Raw genomic sequence first — 22,497 nt, forward strand, 5'->3', positions numbered from 1 at the left:
CCCCATCCTCAATTGCCGAGCCGCTCCAGGATGGCCGGCACATGCACCTGGTCACCCTTGTAGTTGCCGGTTAGCGCGTAGATCACGAGGTTGACGCCGAAGCGGTAGGCCAGCGTCCGCTGCCGCGTACCGCCGGGCATGACGGCATAGGGGTTGTTCCCGCGCGCATCGACGGCCCAGGCCGAGGCCCAGTCATGCCCGCCGATGATGACGGGGCTGACGCTGTCATTCGCCCGGTCCGTGTCGCGCGCCACCCAGACCGGCCCGCCGGCATAGCGCCCGGGAAGATCGGGCAGCAGGTAGAAGGCGCGCTTCAACACATGGTCCTCGGCGACGGGCGCGAGGGGCGGCACCTGCAGGTTGCGCGTCAGCCGCCGCAGCGCGGCATCGGCGCCGAGCGAGACGCCCTCGCCCGATCCTTCGTTGCGCGTGTCGAAGACGATGATGCCGCCGTTCCGCATGAAGGTGTTGAGCGCCTCCGCGGCGGCGGGATCGGGGGCGGGCGCGTCGGGCAGCACCACCCAGTAGAGCAGGGGATAGAAGGAGAGGTCGTCCCGCCCCGGGCGCAGCGCGACGGGCTCGGCCAGCCCGGCGGCGGTGCGGCGGTTCACATATTCGGACAGGCCCACCAGACCCTGGCGCGAGACCTCGTCGGTCTGCGTGTCGCCCGTCACGACATAGGCCAGCCGCGTGGCGAGCGCCGCCGCGCCCTCCTGGGCATTCTCTTGTGCGCTTCCCTGTGCGCTTCCCTGGGCCCAGGCAGCGCCTGGCAGCAGCAGCGCCAGCGCCACAGCCGCCGCGCGCGTCCGCATCCCGAGGCCGCGGCTCTGGAGTGACAGCAGCAGGTCCGCCGCCAGCAGAAGCAGCGCCGCCGCCAGCAGCCAGGGCCCGAGGTCGCGTTCCGCCGGCACGCCGCCGATCCGCGTCTCCCGCGCGCCAGAGGGCGCGGGTGCCGCCGCGCGCAGGGCCGGCAGATGGGCGGAGAGGTTGAGGGCGCGGCGCTCCGCGCCTTCACCCGGCGTGCCATACCAGCCGGGCGGATGGCGCGGGCCGGGCTGGGTGGCATCGAGCTGCGCGGCGAGGATCGGCCCGGCCGCTGGCGGCGGGGCGCCGAGGCGGCCGAAGCCGTCCAGCGTCTCGAGCGGCGCGAGCGGCGCTTCGCCCTCGCTTCCCGCGACGCCGGAGGACAGCGCGACGATCCGCCGCAGCATATCGATGTAGAGGCCTGAAAGCGGCAGGTTCGACCAGTCCGCATTGGCCGTGACGTGGAACAGCACGATCCGCCCGGCGCCGCGGTTCTCGAAGGTGACCAGAGGTGTTCCATCCGAAAGGCGTGCCCAGCTCCGCTCCGCAAGCCGCGGCACCGGCTCGGCCAGCACCTGGGTGGAAACGGTCACCTCCGCGGGCGGGGTCAGCCCGGCAAAGGGGCTGCCCTCGGGGAAGGAGGCCAGGGTCTGCGGCCGTTCCCAGGACAGGGCGCTGCCCAGCGCGCGCTCCCCGGCGCGCAGGGGTACGGGCAGAAGGGAGTCACCCTTCTCGGCCAGGCGCGGGCCGGCGAAGCGCAGCAGCAGCCCGCCTCCCTCCACGAAGCGCGTCACCGCCTCCGTCTCGGCCCCTTCGGCCAGCGGGCGGTCGGCCAGCACCAGAACGGCAAGGCGACGCGAGAGCAGCTGCTCCAACGTGCCGCGCCGGATCTCGGCGGTGGGGGAAAGGGCGCGGTCCAGGTAGTAGAGCGCGCCGGTCAGCGGCGTGTCGGAGGCCTCCTGCGCGGCCAGCAGGCCCACGGGTCGGCGGCGGAAGCGCTCATCCAGCAGCACGACGCCGGAGGCGCCGGGCACGTCCCCCTCCAGGGCCAGCTGGGTGATGCTGTTGCGGATTTCCACGGGCAGTTCCAGCGCCGCCTCGGCCTCCGTGGCCCCCGCCGGGAGTGGCAGCACCGCCCGGCCCAGAGCGCGGCCATCCGGGGTGAGGGCCAGCACGGCCGCCTCGCCCGCCGGCCCGCCCGGCGCGCGGCGAAGGCCGAGCATCAGCCGGTCCGCCTCCGCCCAGGGCGGCAGCAGCACGCGGGCGCCGCCGGGCGTGCCGCGCGCCACCTGCAGCGGCCCCACCGCGGCCAGGGCACGCATCAGCGCCGACCCACCATCCTCACCATGCGCCAGCCCGTCGGTGACATAGAGGCTGGCGAAATCCTCGTTCCGCCAGGATTCCAGCGCAGCCAGGGCCGCCGGGCGATCCGGCGTCCAGGGATGCGGCCGCAGCGCGGCGAGGCGGGAGCGGGCCTCTTCGGCCGGCATCCAGCCGGTGGGACGGGGGGCGTCGCCGGTCACGCCCGGCGCGGTCGCCAGCAGGGCCACGCGGCGCCCGGCGCGCGAAGCCGCGTCCAGTGCCGCCCCGGCCGCCGCCATGCGGTCCGGCCAGTCGGACGCCGAGGCCCAGCCGTCATCGACCACGACGAGGAGCGGCGAATCCTCGGAGTCCCTCAGTGCCGCGTTCCAGACCGGCCGTGCCAGGCCGAGCACGATCAGCGCGGCGGCGAGGAGGCGCAGCAGCAGCAGCCACCAGGGCGTGCGGGCGGGGGTCTCCTCCACCGCCGGCAATTCGCGCAGGAAGCGGGCGGGGGGGAAGGATTGCCGGCGCGGCGTCGGCGGCGTGACGCGCAGCAGCCAGTACAGCGCCGGCAGGGCGGCGAGCGCCACCAGCAGCCAGGGCGCGGCGAAGGAAAGGGCGCCCATCAGCGATGCGCCCCCATCGAAACGGCACGGACCGGATCTCCGCGCATCACCGGGCTCCCTGTGGCGCCAGCGCCTGCCACAAGGCCATCAACGCGGCTTCGGGCGGATGGTCGGTGCGGTGCGACAACAGGCGGAAGCCGAGCGAGCCGGCCAGCGCCGAAAGCCCATCGCGATGCGCGGCCAGGCGTTCCTCATACAGGCCGCGGATGCCTTCCACCCGCGGCACCAGGGCCGCATCCGTGCCGTCCAGCGGCTCGAAGCGCACCCGTCCGCCGTAAGGGAGCGTCTCCTCCGCCGGATCGAGCAACTCCACCAGCGTTCCCCGCACGCCGGCGGCAGCCAGCGGCGCCAGCGTCGCGCGCAGCTCTGGCAGCGGCGCCAGGAAGTCGCCGAACAGCACGGCCCTCACATAGCGCGGCAGGGTTTCGTCGCGTGGCGGGCCGGATTGCCCTTCAAGTCGCATCGCCAGCTCGGGCAGGGCGCCCCGGCCGGACAGGCCGCGCCCTCCGCCCAGCAGCCGCACCCGTTCCCCGCCGCGCAGCAGGAGCGAGGACAGCGCCAGCAGCAACAGGTCCGCCCGCGCACGCTTGGTGGGGCGGGAGGCGGCACCGGACCAGTCCATGCCCGGGGCGGAATCGCGCCAGAGTGCGACGGTCTGGGCGGATTCCCACTCCGTCTCGCGCAGGTACAGGCGGTCGGACTTGGCGCTCTGCCGCCAGTCCACCCGCGCGGCGTCGTCACCGGGCAGGTAGGGGCGGAACTGCCAGAAGGCGTCGCCCTGACCGGAGCGGCGGCGGCCATGCACGCCCTGCATCACCGTGGCCGCCACGCGCTCCGCGGCCACAACCAGCGGCGGCAGGCTCGCCGCGGCGGCCTCGGCGCGGAGCGGGAGCGCGGCTTCGGACAGCGTCTTAGGCAAGATCGGCCTTCAGCGCGCCGATGACCTCGGTCAGCTTGATGCCGTCGGCGCGGGCGGCAAAGCCGAGCGCCATGCGGTGGCGCAGGATCGGCTCGGCCAGGGCAATCACATCCTCCACGCTGGGTGAAAGCCGCCCGTCCAGCACCGCCCGCGCCCGGGTGGCCAGCATCAGCGCCTGGGCGGCGCGGGGGCCGGGGCCCCAGGACAGGTGCTCCTTCACCGCCGGCAGGGTCGCCGTATCGGGTCGCGCGCCGCGCACCAGGCGCAGGATGGCGTCCAGCACCGCCTCGCCCACGGGCAGGCGGCGGATGAGGTTCTGGGCCGCGATCAGCTCATTGGCGCGCAGGGCGGCCTCCGGCTTCGCCTCGCTGGCGCCGGTGGTCGCCAGGAGCATGGCGCGCTCGGCGGCCTCGTCGGGGTAGCCGATCTCGATTTCCAGCAGGAAACGGTCGAGCTGCGCCTCGGGCAGGGGGTAGGTGCCCTCCTGCTCGATCGGGTTCTGCGTCGCCAGAACATGGAAGGGGGCGGGCAGGTCCAGCACCTCGCCGCCGACCGCCACGCGCCGCTCCTGCATGGCCTGCAGCAGGGCGGACTGGGTGCGGGGGGAGGCGCGGTTGATCTCGTCGGCCATCAGCAGCTGGCAGAAGACCGGGCCGCGCAGAAAGCGGAAGGCCCGGCGTCCGCCCTCACCCTCCTCCAGCACCTCGGAGCCCAGGATATCGGAGGGCATGAGGTCCGGAGTGAACTGCACGCGGCGGGCATCGAGGCCCATCACCGTGCCCAGCGTCTCGACCAGCTTGGTCTTGCCGAGGCCGGGAACGCCCACCAACAGCATGTGCCCGCCGGCCAGGAGGGTGACGAGCGCCTGCTCCACCACCTCCTCCTGGCCCAGGATCACCCGGCCGACCGCGGCCCGCACACGGGCGAGCCGGGCGGAGAGCGCCTCGGCCTCGCCGAGCAACTTCTCCGCATCAACTGTCGGTTCCGTGACGCTGGGCACTTCAACCATGCGTGGCCCCTTTCCATATTGCTCGCGGGTAACACCTGACCCCGCTGTCCATGAACAGATGGAGGCGTGAGGTGTGGATGGCGAGGGTAGGGCCCTTAGATGGCGCGGAGAAAGTCACATGGCGCTGGGGATGCATGATGTTACGGGCGGCGCGAAGGCGTCCGCGCCGACCGTTGCCGGCGCCCTGGCGCGCCAGCCGCGCACGATCTGCGGCGACTTCCACATGCGGATCGCGCGAGACGGCACCTGGTACTACCAGGGCAGCCCGATCGGCCGGAAGGAGCTGGTCTGCCTCTTCGCCTCGGTTCTGAAGCGGGAAACGGATGGCAGCTACTGGCTGGAAACCCCCGTCGAGCGTGGCCGGATCGAGGTGGAGGATGCGCCCTTCGTCGCGGTGGAGCTGAACTGGGGCCATTGCTGCGGGGAAGGCGGCTGCGAAAACGGCGCACCCTCCCGGCGCCAGGCCCGGCAGTGCCTGACCTTCCGGACCAATCTGGACGAAATGGTCACGGCCGATGAGCAGCACCCCATTCGGGTGGCGGTCGACCCCGTGACGCGCGAGCCACGCCCCTACATCACGGTCCGTCCCGGCCTCGAGGCCCGGATCAGCCGCCCGGTCTTTTATGAGCTCGTCGCTCTGGCCCAGCCCGAGACGATGGATGGGCGCGAGGTGATGGGAGTCTGGAGCCAGGGCTGCTTCTTCGTCATCGACGACAGCCCGGCCGATACGGACCTCATCGAGGAATTCGACGACGAAGCGGCGTGAGCACCATGGTTTGACCGACAGCCTTCCCGCCCTTCTCCCGCCGAGCCTCAGCCCTGCGGAGATCGAGGAACGCCTTTCTGATCCCGCCCGCCTTCTCCGCGACGCCTCGGGCGACGCGCCGGCCGAGGGGGCGCGCCGCTCCGCGGTTCTGGTGCCGATCCTGCTGCACCCGGCGCCCACGGTTCTCCTGACCCTCCGTGCCGCCACCCTTTCTTCCCATGCGGGGCAGGTGGCCTTCCCGGGCGGTCGTATGGAGCCGGGCGAGACGCCGGAGGCCGCGGCCCTGCGCGAGGCGGCCGAGGAGGTGGGACTCGACCCCCGCCTGCCGCGAATCGCGGGCCGACTGCCCGCGCTGGTCACCGGAACGGGCTTCCACGTGATCCCGGTGGTCGCCCTGCTGGACCCGCCCGTCGCCCTTACCCCGGCGCCGGCGGAGGTGGCCGAGGTGTTCGAATACCCACTCTCCCGCCTGCTGGACCCGGCCGGGCCGGAACGGCGCAGCCGCGAGTTCGGTGGGCGGATGCGCCATTTCTGGCTCTGGCCGCATGAGACGCAGACGATTTGGGGCGCCACAGCCTCAATGCTGCGCAGCCTGGCGCTGGCGCTGCGGGACTGAAGCCCGTGGGGGCGGTGGGCATCCCATCGCCCGAAGCGGTGGGTGCGGCCTACCCGCCACGCCCGCGGAACGCCATAACTCCTTCGATGCCCTATCTCGCCGAGGCGATCCTCTTCCTGTCGCCCTTCGCCCTCTATGCGATCTGGCTCCGCCTGAACCCTGGCCAGGCGGTGGGGACGCATGTGATCGCCCTAGCCCTGGTGGGTCTGGCCCTCTCGATCGGCGGGGCGATCTGGTACGGGCTGTCGCGCGGGATGGACCCGAACGCCGCCTATATCCCCCCGCGCGTCACGGAAAGCGGCATCGTGCCCGGCCATGTCGCGCCCACCCGGCCAACGGCGCCCTGGCCGCCGGTGGCCGATACCCCGGCGCCCCCGCCGCCGCATGAGGGCGCGCCGCGCCGATGAACGATCCGCCCATCGCCCGGATCGACCCACCCGGCTTCCTCGCCGATCCCGCCCCCGCCGCCGTGCTGGCCGCGCTGCCGGGCGCCCGGGCCGTGGGCGGTGCGGTGCGCGATGCGCTGGCTGGCCGCCCCGTGGCCGATGTGGATGTCGCGGCGCCCTTCCCGCCGGAGGAAATCGCCGCCCGGCTGGCCGCCGCCGGGCTGCGCGTGCATGAGACCGGCCTGGCCCATGGCACCGTCACCGCCGTGCTGCGCGGTGAGCCCGTGGAGGTGACCAGCCTGCGCCGCGACGTGCTGACCGATGGCCGCCACGCCGTGGTGGAATGGACCACCGACTGGCGCGAGGACGCCGCCCGGCGCGACTTCACCATGAATGCCCTGTCGCTCTCGGCCAGGGGCGAGCTCTGGGATTACTTCGGCGGGCGGGCGGATCTGGAGGCCGGCCGCGTGCGCTTCGTGGGCGACCCGGCAACCCGGCTGGCCGAGGACCATCTCCGCGCTCTGCGCTATTTCCGCTTCCATGCCCGCTACGGGCGCGGCGAGCCGGACCCGGCAGCGGTGGCGGCGATCCGGGAGGCGGTGGGCAGCCTGTCCCGCTTGTCGGTGGAGCGGATCTGGATGGAGTTGAAGAGGCTCCTCGCCGCGCCCGAGCCGGCGGAGGCGGTGGCGCTGATGGAGGAGACGGGGGTGCTGCCCGCCATTCTGGGCCCGGCCTCGCTCGGCGCCTCGCGCCCTCTGCGCGCCCTCGCCGTGATCGGCGCCCCGCCCGACCCGATGCTGCGCTTCGATGCCCTGCTGACCCATGGCAGCGCCGAAGCCGCCCGGCGCCTCAAGGCATCGAATGACGAGGTGCAGCGGCTCGTCGCCCGATACCGCGCCGGGCACGACCTGTTGCCGTTGCAGCCCGCCATCGCCGAAGGCGGGCCGGACGACGACACGTTGCGGCGGCTGCTGGCCGAGCAACTGCCGGAGCGCCTGCTGGATGCCGCTTGGCTTCGGCAGGCGGTGAACCGCGCCTGGGGCTGGCAGGGGCCGGGTGATGCGGCCTGGGCCCACTTCCGGGAGCGACTGGCCGCGCTGCCGCGCCCGGTTTTTCCGCTCCAGGGCCGGGATGCTCTGGAAATGGGAGTGAAGCCCGGGCCGGAGATGGGCCGCCTGTTGGCGGAGACGCGGCGCTGGTGGCTGGATGGCGGCTGCACGGCGGATGTGGTGGCCTGCCGGACACGATTGGCGATGTTGATGAGCGACATTCATGGGAATGCGCTTCCGAAGCGGTGATGTCACAGGTTACGGCTTGTTCACACCCGAATCGGAGGCTCTGCCCCGCTATGTCATCCAATCTGGCCGTCTGGGCGCCACGCATGCTGTCCGTGCTGCGGATCGTCGCGGCGCTGATTTTCCTGCTGCATGGCACGCAAAAGCTCTTTGGCTTCCCCGCCCCGCCCGCTTCTGGCCTGCCGCCGGTGATGTCCCTCTTCTGGATCGGCGCCATCCTGGAGCTGGTGGGCGGGCTGCTGCTGCTGGTCGGCGCCTTCACCCGCCCGGTAGCGTTCATTCTCGCGGGCGAAATGGCCGTGGCCTATTGGATGTTCCACGCGCCGCGGAACCTCTACCCCACGTTGAACAACGGCGACGCCTCCATCCTTTACTGCTTCATCTTCCTCTATCTCGTCTTTGCGGGCGCGGGCCCATGGAGCGTGGACGCGGCACGCCGCAGGGCCTGAGGCGGGCCTGAAGGGGGCCTGCCCCCTGGCCGTGGCGGGGGCGGTGCTGTAACCGCCCCGCCCATGGCCTCTCCAGCCCAGAAACGGCGCATCGACCCGGATGCGACGCGCGCCCTCATCGCCCGGCTCTGGCATGAGGAAGTGCGGCACCATCCCCGCCGCATCTTCGTCGCGCTTCTCTGCACCGGCCTGGTCGCCGCGCTCACCGCCCTCTATCCGGTGGTGATCCAGCAGGCTTTCGACCTGTTCACGGCCAATGACCAGCGCGTGGTCTGGTTCATCCCGCCCGCCATCATCCTGCTGACCACCGCCAAGGCACTGGCCCAATACGGCCAGGCCGTCTCCATTCAATCCACCGTGCTGCGGGTGATCGAGGGGCTGCAGAACCGCCTGTTCCGCGCGCTGACCCGTGCCGATTTCGCCATGGTGTCGCGCGATGCTCCCGCCCGCCATGCCGCCCGCTTCACCGCTGATGCCGCCGCCATCCGCGAGGCGCTGACCAAGGCGATCAACGCTGTCGCCGACGTACTGACCGTGGTCGGGCTGGTTGCCTCGATGGTGTGGCTGGACTGGAAGATGTCGCTGGTCGCGGCGCTGCTCTATCCGGTGGCTGTGGTGCCGATCCTGCGACTGGGCAAGCGCATCCGTCGCGCCTCGGGCGGCATGCAGGAACGCGTCGGCGAGGCTGCCGCCGCTCTGACGGAAAGCTTCGCCGCCGCCCGCGTGGTGCGCAGCTACCGGCTGGAGGAGGCGGAGGAATCCCGCGCCGCCCGCCTCTTCGCCCATCTCCGCGCCAGCCTTCTTTCCATCGCGCGCACCCGCGCGAGCCTGGACCCGATGCTGGAGGCGATCGGCGGCGTGGCGGTTGCCGCGATCCTCGCGCTCGTCGGCTGGCGCGTGTCCCAGGGGGAGGGGACGGTGGGCGAGTTCACCGGCTTCGTCGCCGCCCTGCTGATCGCGGCGCGCCCGGTGCGTGCGCTGGGCAGCCTGAATGCCGCCCTGCAGGAAGGCCTGGCCGGGCTGGCGCGGGTGAATGCCGTGATCGATGCGCCCCGGCGAATCACCAGCCCGCCCGGCGCGCCCGCGCTGCCTGCCGGCAAGGGACGCATCGCCTTCGAGGACGTGCACTTCTCCTATGAGGAGGATCGCAGCGCGCTGCATGGCGTGACCTTCGTAGCCGAGCCCGGCCGCACCGTTGCGCTGGTTGGCCCCTCCGGCGCCGGCAAATCCACCGCCCTGGCCCTAGTACCGCGCCTCTATGATGCAACATCGGGCCACGTGACGCTGGACGGTGTGGATGTGCGGGATGTCTCGCTGGAGAGCCTGCGCGACGCCATCGCCTATGTCGGCCAGGACGCGACGGTGTTCGACGACACGGCCTACGCCAATATCGCCTGCGGCCGCCCCAACGCCACCGCCGCCGAGGTGGAGGACGCCGCCCGCGCCGCGGCCGCGCATGACTTCATCGCTGCCTTGCCGCAGGGCTATGACACGGTGCTCGGCCCCGGCGGCGCGCGGCTTTCGGGCGGGCAGCGGCAGCGCATTTCTCTCGCCCGCGCGCTGCTGCGCAATCCGCGCGTGCTGTTGCTGGACGAGGCGACGAGCGCGCTGGACACCGGCAGCGAGGCGGCGGTGCAGGCGGCCCTCGCCAAGTTGCGCGCGGGGCGCACCACGCTGGTGGTGGCGCATCGCCTGTCCACAGTGCGGGATGCGGATCTGATCGTGGTGATGGAGGGTGGCCGGGTCGCGGAATCCGGCACCCATGGCGAGTTGCTGGCGCGGGGCGGGCTTTACGCCGCGCTGGTGCGGGCGCAGGCCTTCGCCGTCGCCTAGATTGGATTGCTGAAGGATGGGGAAAACGGGAATGGTGCCGGCCAGCGTCATCATCCGGGCCGGCGACCTGCAGCCGCGCCCTTGGCCGAACGGCCTTGGCGTAACCCGCGAGCTGGTCACTGATGAGCGGACGGAGGCGGCATTCGGCTGGCAGATCGGGATCGCGGATCTGGCGGGTGAAGCCGCCTTCTCGCATTTCCCCGGCTGCGACCGGATCTTCACCCTGATCGAGGGACCGGGTGCCACGCTGACGCTGGAGGGCCGCGGGCCTCTGTCCTGCCAGCCCTGGGTGCCCGCCAGCTTTCCCGGCGACGTGCCCACCCATTACCGGCCGGCGGCTGGCCCGGCGCGAGCCTTCAACGTGATCGCCGACCGCGAGGCCTTTGAGGCGCGGGTCGCCGTCCGGAGCATCGCCGCGTCGCATCCGCTGCGCTGCGGAGCCGCGGGCGTGGCGATCTTCTGCGGCCAAGGGACGCTCGAAACTGATGGCGTACGGCTGGAAGCCGGCGACACCATGCTGCATCCGGGTTCGGCGTCGTTTCGCGCCATCGGCCAGGCCGCCTTGGCCGTGATCGTGGAAATCACGCGCGCAGAGTCCGCCCAGCGCCTCAGCCCAACCCCGCAAGAATAGAAGGCGGCCGGGGGGATACCTCCCCCGGCCTTCTCCTTTTCACTCCCGCCGCAGCACCCCATCCACCAGCCGGTCCGCCCAGGCCTGGCTCTGGAATGCCGCCCGCAGTCCTGCCTCGTCATATTCGTCCCGGACCCAGTCGAGGAAGGGCAGCCGTCCTTCCGCCTGGCGCGCATAGAGCCGGAAGAAGGCGTCCAGGATTCCGGTGCGGGAGGCGCTGACATGGCCATGCCGCCAATGGAGCTGACCCAGCGCCGCCTCGCTCGTGCCGCCTTCCAGCAGCAGGAAGACACCCGCCGCCAGCCCCGTGCGGTCGGCGCCCGATTTGCAGTGGAGCAGGGCGGGTTCGGCCATTTCCGCGAAGATGCCGGCCAGCCGCAGGATCCGGTCCCGGTGCGGGGCGCCGCGACTTTCGAAGGGGGCGTCGACATGGGCGAGTCCCAGACGTGCCGCCTCGGCGCGGGAGAGGGCGTCGGAGCCGCAATCCACGCGTTCGCCGCGCAGGTTGATCACGGTCTTCAGCCCAACGCGCCGGGCTGCGTCGCGCAGCTGCCAGGGGGAGGGGTGGTTGGAGCGGTAGAGCCGCCCTGGAACCACGACGCCCCAGTTGCGCCAGCCCTGGCGCAGGATCGCGTGGTCTACGAGGAAGCTGTTCACCAGGGCGGCCCGGCGTCCGGCGGGGGTCGTCAGGTCCTGCGGCATGGGCGGGAGATAGGGCGAGGAAGGGCGGAAGGGCAACGCCGGGGGGAAACATCCCTTGCCGCCGGGGCGTTAACCTCGCTCCCACGGATGAAGAGGAGGTCCGCCATGTCGAAGGCTCACATGCCGCCGGTTCCACCCGCCAACCAAGCGCCGCATGGCGGCAACACGCCCGGCCAGGGCGAGGTGAACCCGAAGGAAGCCAAGAACACCGCGGCCAACCGCGCCAAATACGATCCGGGACAGCAGGGCCAGACGGGCAGCACCGGCATCAACACCCACCACCAGGGTTACCAGCAGGATCGTTGAACCATGCCAAAAGGAAATGCCGACACGGATCGCTCCGAAGGCGGGCCGGGGAGCAGCCATCAGGGCGGCGGCCATGGCAGTGCGCATCGGGAAAAGGGCAAGACCGTGCCGGGCCCGGCGACCAACAGCAGCAAGAGTCAGGTTTCGGGTGGCGGCGGCGAGCGGGACAGCCACCACACCCATGATCCTGAACTGAAGGGCGATCGCACGGGTTACTGACGCGGGCGGCCCCGGACGCGTTCCGGGGCCGCTTCGGCGTCCGCGCCGCGCGACATGTCGCGAAAAGGCGCCCTGCTGTTACGGCGGCCCATTCCACATGAACGAAGTGTAACCTGCAGATGGGGCAATTGTTGCCTCGTCACACCCTGGGGACTAGCCCGGTTTCATCAAGCGAATTGAGGAAAAACCAGCTTGTCCACAGCCGCTGAAACCGTTGCACCCGCCGAACCGGCCGGACCGCCTCAGGGCATGGCCCGATGGCGCCTGGTGGGACCGGGGATCGTGGTGGCGGTCACGGGCGTCGGTGCGGGGGACCTGGTGGCCACGCTCATTGCGGGTAACCGCTTCGGCTATGCGCTCATGTGGGCGGCGGTGCTCGGCTGCATTCTCAAGATCGCCATGTCGGAGGCGGTGGGGCGCTGGCATCTTGCCACCGGCCGAACGATCTTCGAAGGCTGGCGCGAGTTGGGGCGTTGGACCTCGGTCTATTTCCTCATCTACGTGGTGATCTGGGGCTATGTGTACGGCGCCACCGCCATGTCCTCGACCGGATTGGCGCTTGCGGCCCTGTTCCCGGTCATGAACCTGCACGCCTGGGCGATCCTCGCCGGGGTGCTGGGCTTCATCTTCGTCGCCTTCAACCGCTACGCGCTGTTCGAGCAGGTGATGAAATTCTTCATCGCGCTGATGTTCGTCACGGTGGTGTCGCTGGCCGTGCTGGTGGCGCCGAATATTGGCGCGGCGCTTGGCGGGCTGGTGCCGACCCTGCCGGAAGGGGCGGCCATCTACACGCTCGGGCTGATCGGCGGGGTGGGCGGCACCATCACCCTTGCCTCCTATGGCTACTGGGTGAATGCCAAGGGATGGCGCACGCCGGGCTGGATCCCGATGATGCGCTTCGACAATCGCATCGGCTACATCACCACCGGCATCTTTGTCATCTCTATGATGATCGTGGGCGCCGAGCTGCTGTACAACACGAACATCGCCCTCCAGGGTGGCGACCGCGGGCTGCTCGACTTCGACGGCGTGCTGCGGGAGCGCCTCGGCGCCTTCGTCGCCAACATGTTCCTGGTCGGCTTCGCCGCCACCACCTTCTCCTCGATCCTCGGTGTCTGGCATGGCGTCAGCCTGCTCTTCGCCGATTTTGTGGCCCGGCTGCGCGGCCGGGATCCAAAAGAGCAGGAGCTGGAGCGGAGCTGGGCCTTCAAGGCCTATCTTTTCTGGCTGACCTTCCCGCCGATTGCCCTGCTGTTCCTCGACCGGCCCTTCGCGCTGGTGGTGGCGTTCGGCGCACTGGGCGCCTTCTTCATGCCCTTCCTGGCGCTGACCCTGATCTGGCTGCTGAATTCCCGCCGGACCCCGGCGGAATGGCGCAGCGGCTGGGTGAGCAACGGGTTGCTCCTGCTGGCCACCGCGCTCTTCGTGGTGCTCGCCAGCAACGAAATCATGCGCCTGCTGGATTGAGGGCGGCGGCGGGGGCTTGCGCCCCCACCGGCGCTAATCCGCCCGTGCGCCGCTGATCCGCACGGCTTCCTGCCACATCGGCCTTTCCTTGTGGCTGCGCTCGGTCACTGCCTCGGGTGTGGACCACAATGCCTTGGCGCCTATCTGCTGGAAGCGGCGCTGCACCGACTCATCGGCCGCGACCACCTTCATCGCGGCATTCAGCTTGTCCACGATGGGGCGTGGCGTGCCGGCCGGGAAGACAAAGGCAGCCCAGGAGGTGACCACGAAGTCAGGGATCCCGGCCTCCGCCATGGTCGGCACGTCAGGCAGGCTGGGCACGCGCTCCGGGCTGGTCACGGCCAGCGCCCGCATCCGCCCCTCCTGGATGACCGGCACATAGGAGGAGAGGTTGTCGAGCGCGAAGGTCACGTCGCCGGACAACATGGCCGGAATGGTCTGGGCCGCCCCCCGGAACGGGACGTGATCGGCCGTCAGCCCCGCCCTCGCATTGAACAGCGCGCCCGAGAGATGCGGCGTGGTCCCCACGCCGGGGCTGCCGAAACTCAGCCCGCCCCGCTTCTGCTTCGCCCAGGCGATGAATTCCTGAAGCGTCTTGGCAGGCACGTGCTGGCTGCTGACGACGAAGGCATTGGGCAGTTCCCAGGTCAGCGAGATAGGCGCGAAGTCCTTGTCGCTGTCGAAGGACATGCGCGAGTAGAGATACTGGTTTATCGAGAAATGGCCGATCGTCGCGGAGCCAATCGTGTAGCCGTCATTCTCGGCCTTCGCGACCGCATCCATCCCGATATTGCCACCGGCGCCGGCGCGGTTCTCGATCACGAAGGTTTGGCCAAGCTGCTGCTGCAGCCGCTCGGCCAGGATTCGCGTCAGCACGTCCGTCGAGCCGGCGGGCGGATAGGGGACGACGATCCGGACCGTCCTGCTCGGCCAGGCGCCCTGGGCGGCGGCCGGGTGGATGAAGGGAAGGGCGAGCCCTGCCCCGAGAAGGGGGCGGCGTGCGATCATGGAGGCTCCTCGATGCTTGATGCTTGCCCCCAGCCTAGCCAGCCCCGCGCCCTGGCGGCCAGCCCTCAGGGCCAGCGAACCTCGGGCGGCATGGACATCAGGATCGCCTCCACATTCCCGCCGGTGCGCAGGCCGAACAGCGTGCCGCGGTCATGCAGCAGGTTGAACTCGACGTAGCGGCCGCGGCGGATGAGCTGGTGCTCGCGCTCCGCCGCCGTCCAGGGCTCGTGCATCCGGCGGCGGATGATGGCCGGATAGGCCGCCAGGAAGGCCTCGCCCACGTCCCGGGTGAAGGCGAAATGGTCTGGCAAGCGGGTGGCATCGGGGTCGTCCCGCCCGAGCCAGTCATAGAAGATGCCGCCCAGCCCGCGGGGCTCCCCGCGGTGGGGAAGGAAGAAGTACTCGTCGCACCAGGTTTTGAAGCGGGGGTAGTAGGCTGGGTCGTGCCGGTCGCAGGCGGTGCGGAAGGCCGCGTGGAAATCGGCGGCATCCGCCTGAGCCTCGGGCGAATCGGGGGTCATGGGGGTGATGTCGCCCCCGCCGCCGAACCAGTTGCGGCGCGTGGTGATGAAGCGCGTGTTCAAATGGGCGGCCGGCACGCGGGGTGAGCGCATATGAGCCACCAGCGACACGCCGGTGGCCAGGAAGCGTGGATCCTCCTCCGCCCCCGGGATCTGCTTGCGGAAATCCGGGCTGAATTCGCCCCACACCGTGGAGACATTGACCCCCACCTTCTCGAAGACCCGCCCCTTCATGACCGACATCACGCCGCCGCCGCCCTCCGGCCGGTCCCATGCGGTGCGGACGAAGCGGCCCGGAGGCAGGGCGGCATGGGGGCCCGTGATGCCCTCGTCCTCGATCGTCTCGAAGACGGCGCAGAGCCGGTCCCGCAGTCCCTCGAACCAGCCGCGGGCCGCGCCGGCGAGGGGGTGATGGCCGGGATGGGTGGCATCGGCCGGCAGGTCGCTGGTGGGGCTGTGTGTCATTCGCGCCAATCGGGGTGTTGCAGCGCATGGGGCGCCGTTGCCACCCCACGTTCCGGACCGTTATATGGCCGCGCAACCGGTCTGGCACCGCGTCCCCGCGCCTGCCCGGCCAATGACTTCGCAGACCAACCCGCGCGCCCGGCCGCAACCCGGGCCCTCGGGGGACGACACAACGGCCTCGCCCGGCGCGCGGGAGGGGGCCGGAGAACAGGACGAGCGATCGAATGGCCGATGTGCTGGCTTCCCCACCGAAGACGAGCCCCGCCGAACCCGGCCCCCATCATGCCGACCCGGCGCATGGGGAAGGGCCGGTCCGCCGGGACTTCCTGAAGCTGGCCACCGGCGCCTTCACCGCGGTGGGCGTGGGCGTGATGGCTTGGCCCTTCATCCACTCTATGAACCCCAGCCAGGACGTGCTGGCGCTGGCCAGCACCGATGTGGAGTTGGGCCCGATCGCCGTCGGCCAGGCCGTGACGGTGATGTGGCGCGGCAAGCCGGTCTTCGTGCGCCGCCGCACCCCGCAGGAGATCCAGGAGGCCCGCGCCGTCCCGGTCGGCGAGCTGCCCGACCCGGCCACGGACCAGTCCCGCGTGAAGCCGGGCAAGGATGAGTGGCTGATCGTGATCGGCATCTGCACCCATCTCGGCTGCGTTCCGCTGGGCCAGAAGCCGACCGATGCGCGCGGCGACTACGGCGGGTGGTTCTGCCCCTGCCATGGCAGCCATTACGATACGTCCGGCCGCGTCCGCCGGGGCCCGGCCCCGCTGAACCTCGCCCTTCCCGATTATTCCTTTACCTCCGACACCCGCGTCCGGGTCGGCTGAGGAGCGCAGGACATGGCCGACAGCCACCACGAAACCAACGAACATAATGACGTCCGCCGCCTGCACGATTCAAAGGTGGCGAATCCGCTCCTACGCTGGATCGACCAGCGCATGCCGGTCATCTCGATGATCCAGCTGGAGTACGGCAGCTTTCCGACGCCCCGGAACTTCAACTACTTCTGGAACTTCGGCGCGCTGGCGATGGTCACCCTCGCGATCATGATCGCGACGGGCGTGGTCCTCTCCATGCAGTATGCCGCCCACACCATGCTGGCCTTCGACAGCGTCGAGCGCATCATGCGCGACGTGAACTACGGCTGGTTGCTGCGCTACGCGCACGCCAACGGCGCCAGCATGTTCTTCATCGTCACCTACATCCACATGTGGCGATCACTGCATTACGGCTCCTACAAGTCGCCGCGCGAGCTGCTGTGGATGCTGGGCGTAGTGCTGTTCATCCTGATGATGGCAACCGCCTTCATGGGCTACGTGCTGCCCTGGGGCCAGATGTCCTTCTGGGGCGCCACCGTCATCACCAACCTGTTCTCCGCCCTGCCGGTGGTGGGACAGAGCATCGTTACCTGGCTGTGGGGCGGCTTCTCGGTGGACAATCCCACCCTCAATCGCTTCTTCTCGCTCCACTACCTCCTGCCCTTCGTGATCGTGGGCGTGACCTTCCTCCACGTGGTCGCGCTGCACATCACGGGCAGCAACAACCCGCTGGGCATCGAGCCGAAGACCAAGCAGGACACGATCCCCTTCCACCCGTACTACACGATGAAGGACAGCTTCGGCATCGTCGTGTTCCTGATCGTCTATGCGGTCCTGGTGTTCTTCATGCCGAACTACCTGGGCCACCCGGACAACTACATTCCCGCCAACCCGCTGGTGACGCCCGCGCATATCGTGCCCGAGTGGTACTTCCTGCCCTTCTACGCGATCCTCCGTGCGGTCCCGGACAAGCTGGGCGGCGTGGTGCTGATGGGCGGCGCGTTGGTGATCCTGTTCTTCCTGCCCTGGCTGGACAGCTCGCCGGTGCGTTCCATGCGCTTCCGCCCGATCACCAGGTGGCTGTTCCTGCTCTGGACGGTGAACTTCTTCGTGCTGGGTTATGTGGGCGGCAAGCCGGCCGAGCAGCCCTACATCCTGATCGCCCAGATCAGCACGGCCTATTATTTCGCCTATTTCCTGGTGATCCTGCCGTTCCTGTCGAAGTTCGAGCGTCCCCTGCCGCTGCCCGAGAGCATCGCCCACGCGGTGCTGTCCCGGAGGGGCGGTGGGCCCCTGCCTGCCGGCGCAACCGCCAAGCCGATGGAGAAGGCGTGATGCGCCGTTTCGTTCCGACCCTGAAGGCGGCCGCCGTCGCGGCCGTCCTCGCCCTGGCACCGGTCGCCTTCGATCAGGGTGCCCGTGCGGCCGAGGGTGGGCCCGAGAGCGGCCACGACGTGATCAAGATCCCGAACACGGACTTCTCCTTCGACGGGATCTTCGGGACCTTTGATCGTGCCTCCGCCCAGCGCGGCTTCCAGGTCTATAAGGAGGTGTGCGCCGCCTGCCATTCCATGCGGCATCTCTCCTACCGCCACCTGACCGGGATCGGGCTGACCCCGGCCCAGGTGCAGGCTTTGGCTTCGCAGTTCCAGGTGCAGGACGGGCCGAACGACAATGGCGAGATGTTCGAGCGGCCGGCGCGCCCCTCGGACCATTTCCGCCGGCCCTTCGCCAATGACGCGGCGGCCCGTGCCGCCAACAATGGTGCCCTGCCGCCTGACCTGTCTGTGATGGTGAAGGCGCGCGAGGGTGGAGCGGACTACCTCCATGCCTTGCTGGTTGGCTATTCCGACCCGCCGGAAGGAATCACCATCGCGGAGGGGATGCACTACAACAAGTACTTTCCCGGCCATCAGATCGCCATGGCGCCGCCGCTGAACACGGATGGCCAGGTGACCTATGTTGACGGCACCAACGCCACGGTGGACCAGATGGCGACCGATATCGCCACCTTCCTCGCCTGGGCGGCGGAGCCGGAGTTGGAGCAGCGCCGCGCCATGGGCGTGCGGATGATCATCTTCCTGACCATCCTCGCCGGCCTCGCTTATGCGGTGAAGCGCAAGGTCTGGTCCGACCTGCACTGACCGGCGGCCTGCGGGCCGCCCCACGGGCCAAGGCCCCGTCCCGGTTTCCCGGGGCGGGGCCTTCCTGCTTTCAGGGTCCCTGCTTCAGGGCTCGTTATCGTTGCGGGACACGACCGAACGCGGGATACTGTGGAAATACGAGGGGACAGCCTCGCGGGCGGCGAGACGCTGGCTGCCCCGACCACACCCTCGTCCTCGCTGCGCTCTCGCCATCCAGGCGGCCGGCCCCTCCGACACGGATGAGGACAGGACGATCATGCGCTCCGCCACCGAAGTTTCCAGCCGCGATGCCGAGGCACCGGCTTCGCCCGCCGCCATCCTCCAGCTCGGCATGGCCTTCTGGGGCTCCAAGGCGCTTCTCACGGCAGTGGAACTCGGCCTCTTCACCGAACTTGCACGCCACGGCCCGATGCCGGCATCCGAACTGGTCGCCCGGCTTGGGCTGCACGGGCGCGGTGCATCGGATTTCCTGGATGCGCTGGTCGCCCTCGGCATGCTGCGGCGGGACGCGGAAGGCCGTTACACGAACACGCCGGAGACGGCGCTCTACCTCGACCGCGCCAGCCCGGACTATATCGGCGGGCTGCTGGAGATGGCGAACAGCCGTCTCTATCCCTTCTGGGGCCGCCTCACCGAGGCGCTGCGGAGCGGGCGGCCGCAGAACGAGGCGCGCGACGACGGCCCCGATCCCTTCGCCGCCATCTATGCCGACCCCACCACCCTCGAGGTCTTCCTGCGCGCCATGAGCGGCGTGAGCCTGCCGAATGCGCGCGCCATCGCGGCGGCCTTTCCCTGGCAGGACGTCCGCAGCTTCGCCGATATCGGCTGCGCACAGGGGGCGCTCGTCGTGGAGGTGGCGCGCATCCACCCGCATCTCGAGGGCTGCGGCTTCGATCTGCCCCCGGTGCAGCCCGTCTTCGAACGTTATGTCGCGGAGGCCGGGCTGTCGTCCCGCATCCGCTTCGCGCCGGGGGACTTCCTGTCCGGGCCGCTGCCCGAGGCCGAGGTGCTGATCATGGGCCACATCCTCCATGACTGGGGAATGAAGGAGAAGCGCATGCTGATGCGAAAGGCCTACCAGGCCCTTCCACCGGGCGGCGCCCTCATCGTTTATGACGCAATGATCGATGACGCGCGGCGCGAGAATGCCTTCGGCCTGCTCATGAGCCTCAACATGCTGATCGAGACGCCGGATGGCTTCGACTACACGGTGGCCGAATGCATCGGCTGGGCAAGGGAGGCCGGCTTTGGGGAGGTCTCCGCCCGGCCCCTCCAGGGGCCGCATTCAATGATTGTCGCCCGGAAGTAAGCCCGCCGCGGGGCCAAACGGAGTGGCACTAGGCGTCGATGTGCTGCCCAAGCGCGCCGCGCGCACGCTCGATGGCGTCCGCCCCGGCTTCCGCGAGCGCGTCCCAGGCCACGGCGCGCGAGAGGAAGAAGCCCTGGGCCCGGTCCACGCCGAGCCGGGCCAGCACCTGCAGCTGGGCTGCATGCTCCACCCCCTCCGCGACGGCGGGGATCGAGAAGGCCTCGGCCATGCCGGCCACCGCTTCCATGAGCGCCGTGCCCTGGGCGTCGCGCGCGCAATCCGTCACCAGCGAGCGGTCGATCTTGATCGCGGTGAAGGGGTATTCGCGCACCCGGGCGAGGGTGCTGTGGCCGCCGCCGAAGTCATCCAGCACCACGCGCACGCCGATCTGCGCCAGGCCCAGCATGTTGGCGCGCGCGGCATCCGCATCCCCAGCCAGCGCGCCTTCGACCATCTCGATCATCAGCCTTTCGCCCGCGACGCCGAATTCCTGCAGGATTTGCGCGACCTGGGCATCGAAGCCCGGCATGCCGAAGGTACTGGCCGAGGCATTGACCGACACGGTCCAGGGCGCGTGCCCCGAGGCAATCAGCCCGCAGGCCTCGCGGAGCACCCAGCGGTCGAGCGCGCCCGAATAGCCCATGCCCTCGATCACCGGCAGCACATCGGCTGGCTGCAGGGAGAGGCCGGTATCCGTCCTCCAGCGCAGCAGCGCCTCGGCCGAGACGAATTCGCAGGTCTTAAGATCGATAATCGGCTGAAAGACGAGGTGAAAGGGAACCTTGCCGCCCGGCGCGAAGGCTTCACACAGCTTCTCCTCCAACCTCCCGCGGCCCACTGCCTCGCCGCCCGGCGTGGCGCTGGCCGAGCGGGTGATGCCGCGCCCGGCGCGCTTCGCGGCGTAAAGCGCCGCATCGGCCCGTTCCACCAGGGCCAGTGCGTCCCGGGCGTGCCAGGGGCCGGCGGCGAAGCCGATCGAGACGCGCAGCGGAACCGGGGAACCGTTCAGGATGAACGTATCCGCCAGGGACGCGTGGAGGCGCGTGGCGAGGCCCAGCCCGGCCTCGGGCTGCTCCACGCCCAGCACCAGCACCATGAATTCGTCGCCGCCCAGCCGGATCACCATGTCCTTGCTGCGCACCGCCTCACGCAGCCGGCGGGCAACCTCGACCAGCGCCTTGTCGCCGCCGGAATGGCCATAGGTATCGTTGATCGGCTTGAAGCCATCCAGATCGAGCATGAGGATGCCGAGCCCGTTCGGGTCGGCAGCGGCCAGCGCCTCCTCCATCGCCTTGCGGTTCCCGGCGCCGGTCAGCGGATCCGTCCGCGCCAGCCGGTGCATCTCCCGGACGGCATGGCGGAGCGAGAGCGCCGCAGAGACGCCGCGCGCCAGGTCCTGCAGCCGCTCCACCACCGCGGGGGAGAGGGTCCGCGGTTCCCGGTCCAGCACGCAAAGTGTGCCCACCGCATGGCCGCGCGTGCCCCGCAGCGGGGCGCCGGCATAGAAGCGCAGATTAGAGTCGCCCACGACCAGGGGATTGGCACTGAAGCGCGGGTCCGCCTGGAGATCCGGCACCACCATCACCTGGTCCGGCTCGAGGATCGCATGGGCGCAAAAGGACGAATCGCGCGGCACGGGCGCCGCGTTCAGCCCTCGGATGGCCAGGAAGGACTGCTCGTCTTTGCCGACCAGCGAAACGCCCGAGATGGGTGCGCCGACGAGATCGCCCGCCAGGCGCATGAAGGCGCCCAGCAGTTCCTCCGTCGCCTCGTCGGAGGAGATGTCGGCCACATCGACCAGCCGCTCCGCCTCATCGGCGGACCGTGGTACAGACGTCATGCCCGACACCCCATTACCTGCTCCGCGCGGATGTATAACGGAGCATGACAATTTGAGGTTGACTCACGCAACCCCGAGTTGCCGCATTCCCGGCGGCCCTGGTGCAGTCTGCCGCCCTCCGCTAGAGCGGGCCGCCCCCGCCGCCTATCCTGTTCCCTTTAGCGGAGCCTGACATGCCCGACCAGATCACCCCCGTCATTGGCCTCATTGGCGGTTCCGGCCTGTACGACATCGATGGGCTCGAGAACCGCCGCTGGCAGCGGGTGGAGAGCCCCTGGGGCGAGGTGTCGGACGAGTTGCTCTTCGGCACGCTCGCCGGCGTTTCCTGTGTCTTCCTGCCGCGCCACGGCCGCGGCCATCGCGTGCCGCCGAGCGAGTTGAACTACCGCGCGAATATCGATGCGATGAAGCGCGCCGGCTGCACGGAAATCCTCTCCCTCTCCGCCGTTGGCAGCCTGAATGCGGACCTGCCGCCCGGCACCTTCGTCATCGTCGATCAGTTCATCGACCGCACCTTCGCACGCAAGAAGTCCTTCTTCGAGACGGGCTGCGTCGCGCATGTCTCCATGGCGCATCCGCTCTGCCCGCGCCTCGGCGACGCGCTGGAGGATGCGGCGCGAGCGATCAAGCTGAAGTACAAGCGGGGCGGCACCTATCTCGTGATGGAGGGGCCGCAATTCTCCACCAAGGCCGAGAGCGAGCTGTATCGCGCCTGGGGCTGCGACGTGATCGGCATGACGAACATGCCCGAGGCGAAGCTCGCCCGGGAGGCGGAGCTTTGCTACGCGACCGTCGCCATGGTCACCGATTACGACTGCTGGCACCCGGATCATGACCACGTCACCGTCGACGCCGTGGTGAAGGTGATGACCGAGAATGCCGACCGCGCCAAGGAACTGGTGCGCACCGTGGTGCCGGCGCTCGGCAAGCCGCGCGGCCTCTGCCCCTCCGGTTGCGACCGCGCGCTGGATTCCGCGATCGTCACGCCGCCGGAGAAGCGGGACCCAGCGCTGGTGGCGAAGCTGGATGCGGTGGCTGGGCGGGTGCTGAAGGCGGCCTGAGGAA

22 protein-coding genes are annotated in these 22,497 nt (G+C 70.1%); 15 read left to right on the top strand and 7 right to left on the bottom strand.

Features of this window, described 5'->3' with window-relative positions:
• Positions 1–8 precede the first annotated feature (8 nt).
• Genes GSE44_RS01265 through GSE44_RS01275 form a run of 3 tightly spaced genes read right to left on the bottom strand, consistent with a single transcriptional unit; the run spans position 9 to position 4,660 of the window.
• Positions 9–2,732 carry a DUF4159 domain-containing protein gene (locus tag GSE44_RS01265; RefSeq protein ID WP_159346461.1) on the bottom strand — a complete coding sequence of 908 codons (2,724 nt, stop codon included), beginning with the start codon at positions 2,730–2,732 and terminating at the stop codon, positions 9–11.
• Positions 2,733–2,778: 46 nt separating this feature from the next.
• Complete coding sequence (locus GSE44_RS01270; protein WP_235924487.1) at positions 2,779–3,651, bottom strand: DUF58 domain-containing protein; 873 nt, start codon at positions 3,649–3,651, stop codon at positions 2,779–2,781.
• Entirely contained in the window at positions 3,644–4,660 is a 1,017-nt protein-coding gene (locus tag GSE44_RS01275; RefSeq protein WP_159346463.1) for an AAA family ATPase, read from the bottom strand. The genes GSE44_RS01270 and GSE44_RS01275 overlap by 8 nt, the downstream gene beginning before the upstream one ends.
• 118 nt (positions 4,661–4,778) lie before the next feature.
• Between GSE44_RS01275 and GSE44_RS01280 the strand changes: the two genes are divergently transcribed.
• The 7 genes from GSE44_RS01280 (at position 4,779) to GSE44_RS01310 (ending at position 10,636) form a co-directional block, all read left to right on the top strand.
• Positions 4,779–5,426 (top strand): DUF1285 domain-containing protein, encoded by a 648-nt coding sequence (locus tag GSE44_RS01280; RefSeq protein WP_235924488.1) that lies wholly within the window; start codon positions 4,779–4,781, stop codon positions 5,424–5,426.
• A gap of 10 nt (positions 5,427–5,436) precedes the next feature.
• Positions 5,437–6,042 (top strand): CoA pyrophosphatase, encoded by a 606-nt coding sequence (locus tag GSE44_RS01285; RefSeq protein WP_159346464.1) that lies wholly within the window; start codon positions 5,437–5,439, stop codon positions 6,040–6,042.
• An 86-nt stretch (positions 6,043–6,128) separates the two neighbouring features.
• Positions 6,129–6,449, top strand: coding sequence for a hypothetical protein (locus GSE44_RS01290; RefSeq protein ID WP_159346466.1), 321 nt, complete (start codon positions 6,129–6,131; stop codon positions 6,447–6,449).
• Entirely contained in the window at positions 6,446–7,726 is a 1,281-nt protein-coding gene (locus GSE44_RS01295; protein ID WP_159346468.1) for a CCA tRNA nucleotidyltransferase, read from the top strand. The genes GSE44_RS01290 and GSE44_RS01295 overlap by 4 nt, the downstream gene beginning before the upstream one ends.
• Positions 7,727–7,776: 50 nt before the next feature.
• On the top strand, positions 7,777–8,172 hold the full coding sequence (locus tag GSE44_RS01300) for a DoxX family protein (RefSeq protein WP_159346470.1): 396 nt from the start codon (positions 7,777–7,779) through the stop codon (positions 8,170–8,172).
• 63 nt (positions 8,173–8,235) lie between these two features.
• Positions 8,236–10,005, top strand: a complete 1,770-nt coding sequence (locus GSE44_RS01305; RefSeq protein ID WP_159346472.1) for an ABC transporter ATP-binding protein — start codon at positions 8,236–8,238, stop codon at positions 10,003–10,005.
• Between the two features lie 16 nt (positions 10,006–10,021).
• On the top strand, positions 10,022–10,636 hold the full coding sequence (locus GSE44_RS01310; protein WP_159346474.1) for a HutD/Ves family protein: 615 nt from the start codon (positions 10,022–10,024) through the stop codon (positions 10,634–10,636).
• Positions 10,637–10,675: 39 nt separating this feature from the next.
• Here the strand turns inward: GSE44_RS01310 and GSE44_RS01315 are convergent, their stop codons facing one another.
• A complete protein-coding gene (locus tag GSE44_RS01315; protein WP_159346841.1) occupies positions 10,676–11,338 on the bottom strand; it encodes a tyrosine-protein phosphatase in 663 nt (220 codons plus the stop codon).
• Positions 11,339–11,443: 105 nt separating this feature from the next.
• Here GSE44_RS01315 and GSE44_RS01320 point away from each other — a divergent pair, with 105 nt between their 5' ends.
• The 3 genes from GSE44_RS01320 (at position 11,444) to GSE44_RS01330 (ending at position 13,330) form a co-directional block, all read left to right on the top strand.
• Positions 11,444–11,644, top strand: coding sequence for a hypothetical protein (locus GSE44_RS01320; RefSeq protein ID WP_159346476.1), 201 nt, complete (start codon positions 11,444–11,446; stop codon positions 11,642–11,644).
• Positions 11,645–11,647: 3 nt separating this feature from the next.
• Complete coding sequence (locus GSE44_RS01325) at positions 11,648–11,863, top strand: hypothetical protein (RefSeq protein ID WP_159346478.1); 216 nt, start codon at positions 11,648–11,650, stop codon at positions 11,861–11,863.
• Between the two features lie 249 nt (positions 11,864–12,112).
• The gene (locus tag GSE44_RS01330) at positions 12,113–13,330 is read left to right on the top strand and encodes an Nramp family divalent metal transporter (protein ID WP_159346480.1); all 1,218 of its coding nucleotides are present in this window, start codon (positions 12,113–12,115) and stop codon (positions 13,328–13,330) included.
• A gap of 33 nt (positions 13,331–13,363) precedes the next feature.
• Here the strand turns inward: GSE44_RS01330 and GSE44_RS01335 are convergent, their stop codons facing one another.
• Both GSE44_RS01335 and hemF read right to left on the bottom strand, forming a co-directional pair.
• Positions 13,364–14,338, bottom strand: a complete 975-nt coding sequence (locus GSE44_RS01335) for a Bug family tripartite tricarboxylate transporter substrate binding protein (RefSeq protein ID WP_159346482.1) — start codon at positions 14,336–14,338, stop codon at positions 13,364–13,366.
• A 65-nt stretch (positions 14,339–14,403) separates the two neighbouring features.
• Positions 14,404–15,324, bottom strand: a complete 921-nt coding sequence (hemF, locus tag GSE44_RS01340; protein WP_159346484.1) for an oxygen-dependent coproporphyrinogen oxidase — start codon at positions 15,322–15,324, stop codon at positions 14,404–14,406.
• Between the two features lie 224 nt (positions 15,325–15,548).
• Between hemF and petA the strand changes: the two genes are divergently transcribed.
• From petA to GSE44_RS01360, 4 genes are all read left to right on the top strand, one after another.
• Positions 15,549–16,148: a ubiquinol-cytochrome c reductase iron-sulfur subunit gene (gene petA, locus GSE44_RS01345; RefSeq protein WP_159346486.1), complete on the top strand. Its 600-nt coding sequence runs from the start codon at positions 15,549–15,551 to the stop codon at positions 16,146–16,148.
• 12 nt (positions 16,149–16,160) lie between these two features.
• The gene (locus GSE44_RS01350; protein WP_159346488.1) at positions 16,161–17,474 is read left to right on the top strand and encodes a cytochrome b; all 1,314 of its coding nucleotides are present in this window, start codon (positions 16,161–16,163) and stop codon (positions 17,472–17,474) included.
• A complete protein-coding gene (locus GSE44_RS01355) occupies positions 17,474–18,283 on the top strand; it encodes a cytochrome c1 (protein ID WP_159346489.1) in 810 nt (269 codons plus the stop codon). The genes GSE44_RS01350 and GSE44_RS01355 overlap by 1 nt, the downstream gene beginning before the upstream one ends.
• Before the next feature lie 256 nt (positions 18,284–18,539).
• A complete protein-coding gene (locus GSE44_RS01360) occupies positions 18,540–19,592 on the top strand; it encodes a methyltransferase (protein ID WP_159346491.1) in 1,053 nt (350 codons plus the stop codon).
• Between the two features lie 28 nt (positions 19,593–19,620).
• Here the strand turns inward: GSE44_RS01360 and GSE44_RS01365 are convergent, their stop codons facing one another.
• A complete protein-coding gene (locus tag GSE44_RS01365) occupies positions 19,621–21,432 on the bottom strand; it encodes a putative bifunctional diguanylate cyclase/phosphodiesterase (RefSeq protein WP_159346493.1) in 1,812 nt (603 codons plus the stop codon).
• A gap of 173 nt (positions 21,433–21,605) precedes the next feature.
• Between GSE44_RS01365 and GSE44_RS01370 the strand changes: the two genes are divergently transcribed.
• Positions 21,606–22,493 carry an S-methyl-5'-thioadenosine phosphorylase gene (locus GSE44_RS01370; RefSeq protein ID WP_159346495.1) on the top strand — a complete coding sequence of 296 codons (888 nt, stop codon included), beginning with the start codon at positions 21,606–21,608 and terminating at the stop codon, positions 22,491–22,493.
• The last annotated feature ends 4 nt before the right edge of the window (positions 22,494–22,497 follow it).

It is taken from the genome of Muricoccus harenae, from assembly GCF_009848505.1.
In the GTDB taxonomy this organism is placed as follows: domain Bacteria; phylum Pseudomonadota; class Alphaproteobacteria; order Acetobacterales; family Acetobacteraceae; genus Roseomonas; species Roseomonas harenae.

Bases quoted from the DNA above. Each gene is read 5' to 3' on its own strand.
- GSE44_RS01360 (WP_159346491.1), top strand. From the start codon at position 18,540: ATGCGCTCCGCCACCGAAGTTTCCAGCCGCGATGCCGAGGCACCGGCT.
- GSE44_RS01330 (WP_159346480.1), top strand. From the start codon at position 12,113: ATGGCCCGATGGCGCCTGGTGGGACCGGGGATCGTGGTGGCGGTCACG.
- GSE44_RS01355 (WP_159346489.1), top strand. From the start codon at position 17,474: ATGCGCCGTTTCGTTCCGACCCTGAAGGCGGCCGCCGTCGCGGCCGTC.
- GSE44_RS01350 (WP_159346488.1), top strand. From the start codon at position 16,161: ATGGCCGACAGCCACCACGAAACCAACGAACATAATGACGTCCGCCGC.
- GSE44_RS01275 (WP_159346463.1), bottom strand. From the start codon at position 4,660: ATGGTTGAAGTGCCCAGCGTCACGGAACCGACAGTTGATGCGGAGAAG.
- GSE44_RS01315 (WP_159346841.1), bottom strand. From the start codon at position 11,338: ATGCCGCAGGACCTGACGACCCCCGCCGGACGCCGGGCCGCCCTGGTG.
- GSE44_RS01265 (WP_159346461.1), bottom strand. From the start codon at position 2,732: ATGGGCGCCCTTTCCTTCGCCGCGCCCTGGCTGCTGGTGGCGCTCGCC.
- GSE44_RS01335 (WP_159346482.1), bottom strand. From the start codon at position 14,338: ATGATCGCACGCCGCCCCCTTCTCGGGGCAGGGCTCGCCCTTCCCTTC.
- GSE44_RS01325 (WP_159346478.1), top strand. From the start codon at position 11,648: ATGCCAAAAGGAAATGCCGACACGGATCGCTCCGAAGGCGGGCCGGGG.
- petA (WP_159346486.1), top strand. From the start codon at position 15,549: ATGGCCGATGTGCTGGCTTCCCCACCGAAGACGAGCCCCGCCGAACCC.
- GSE44_RS01365 (WP_159346493.1), bottom strand. From the start codon at position 21,432: ATGACGTCTGTACCACGGTCCGCCGATGAGGCGGAGCGGCTGGTCGAT.
- GSE44_RS01370 (WP_159346495.1), top strand. From the start codon at position 21,606: ATGCCCGACCAGATCACCCCCGTCATTGGCCTCATTGGCGGTTCCGGC.
- GSE44_RS01280 (WP_235924488.1), top strand. From the start codon at position 4,779: ATGGCGCTGGGGATGCATGATGTTACGGGCGGCGCGAAGGCGTCCGCG.
- GSE44_RS01300 (WP_159346470.1), top strand. From the start codon at position 7,777: ATGTCATCCAATCTGGCCGTCTGGGCGCCACGCATGCTGTCCGTGCTG.
- GSE44_RS01290 (WP_159346466.1), top strand. From the start codon at position 6,129: ATGCCCTATCTCGCCGAGGCGATCCTCTTCCTGTCGCCCTTCGCCCTC.
- GSE44_RS01295 (WP_159346468.1), top strand. From the start codon at position 6,446: ATGAACGATCCGCCCATCGCCCGGATCGACCCACCCGGCTTCCTCGCC.
- GSE44_RS01305 (WP_159346472.1), top strand. From the start codon at position 8,236: ATGGCCTCTCCAGCCCAGAAACGGCGCATCGACCCGGATGCGACGCGC.
- GSE44_RS01320 (WP_159346476.1), top strand. From the start codon at position 11,444: ATGTCGAAGGCTCACATGCCGCCGGTTCCACCCGCCAACCAAGCGCCG.
- hemF (WP_159346484.1), bottom strand. From the start codon at position 15,324: ATGACACACAGCCCCACCAGCGACCTGCCGGCCGATGCCACCCATCCC.
- GSE44_RS01310 (WP_159346474.1), top strand. From the start codon at position 10,022: ATGGGGAAAACGGGAATGGTGCCGGCCAGCGTCATCATCCGGGCCGGC.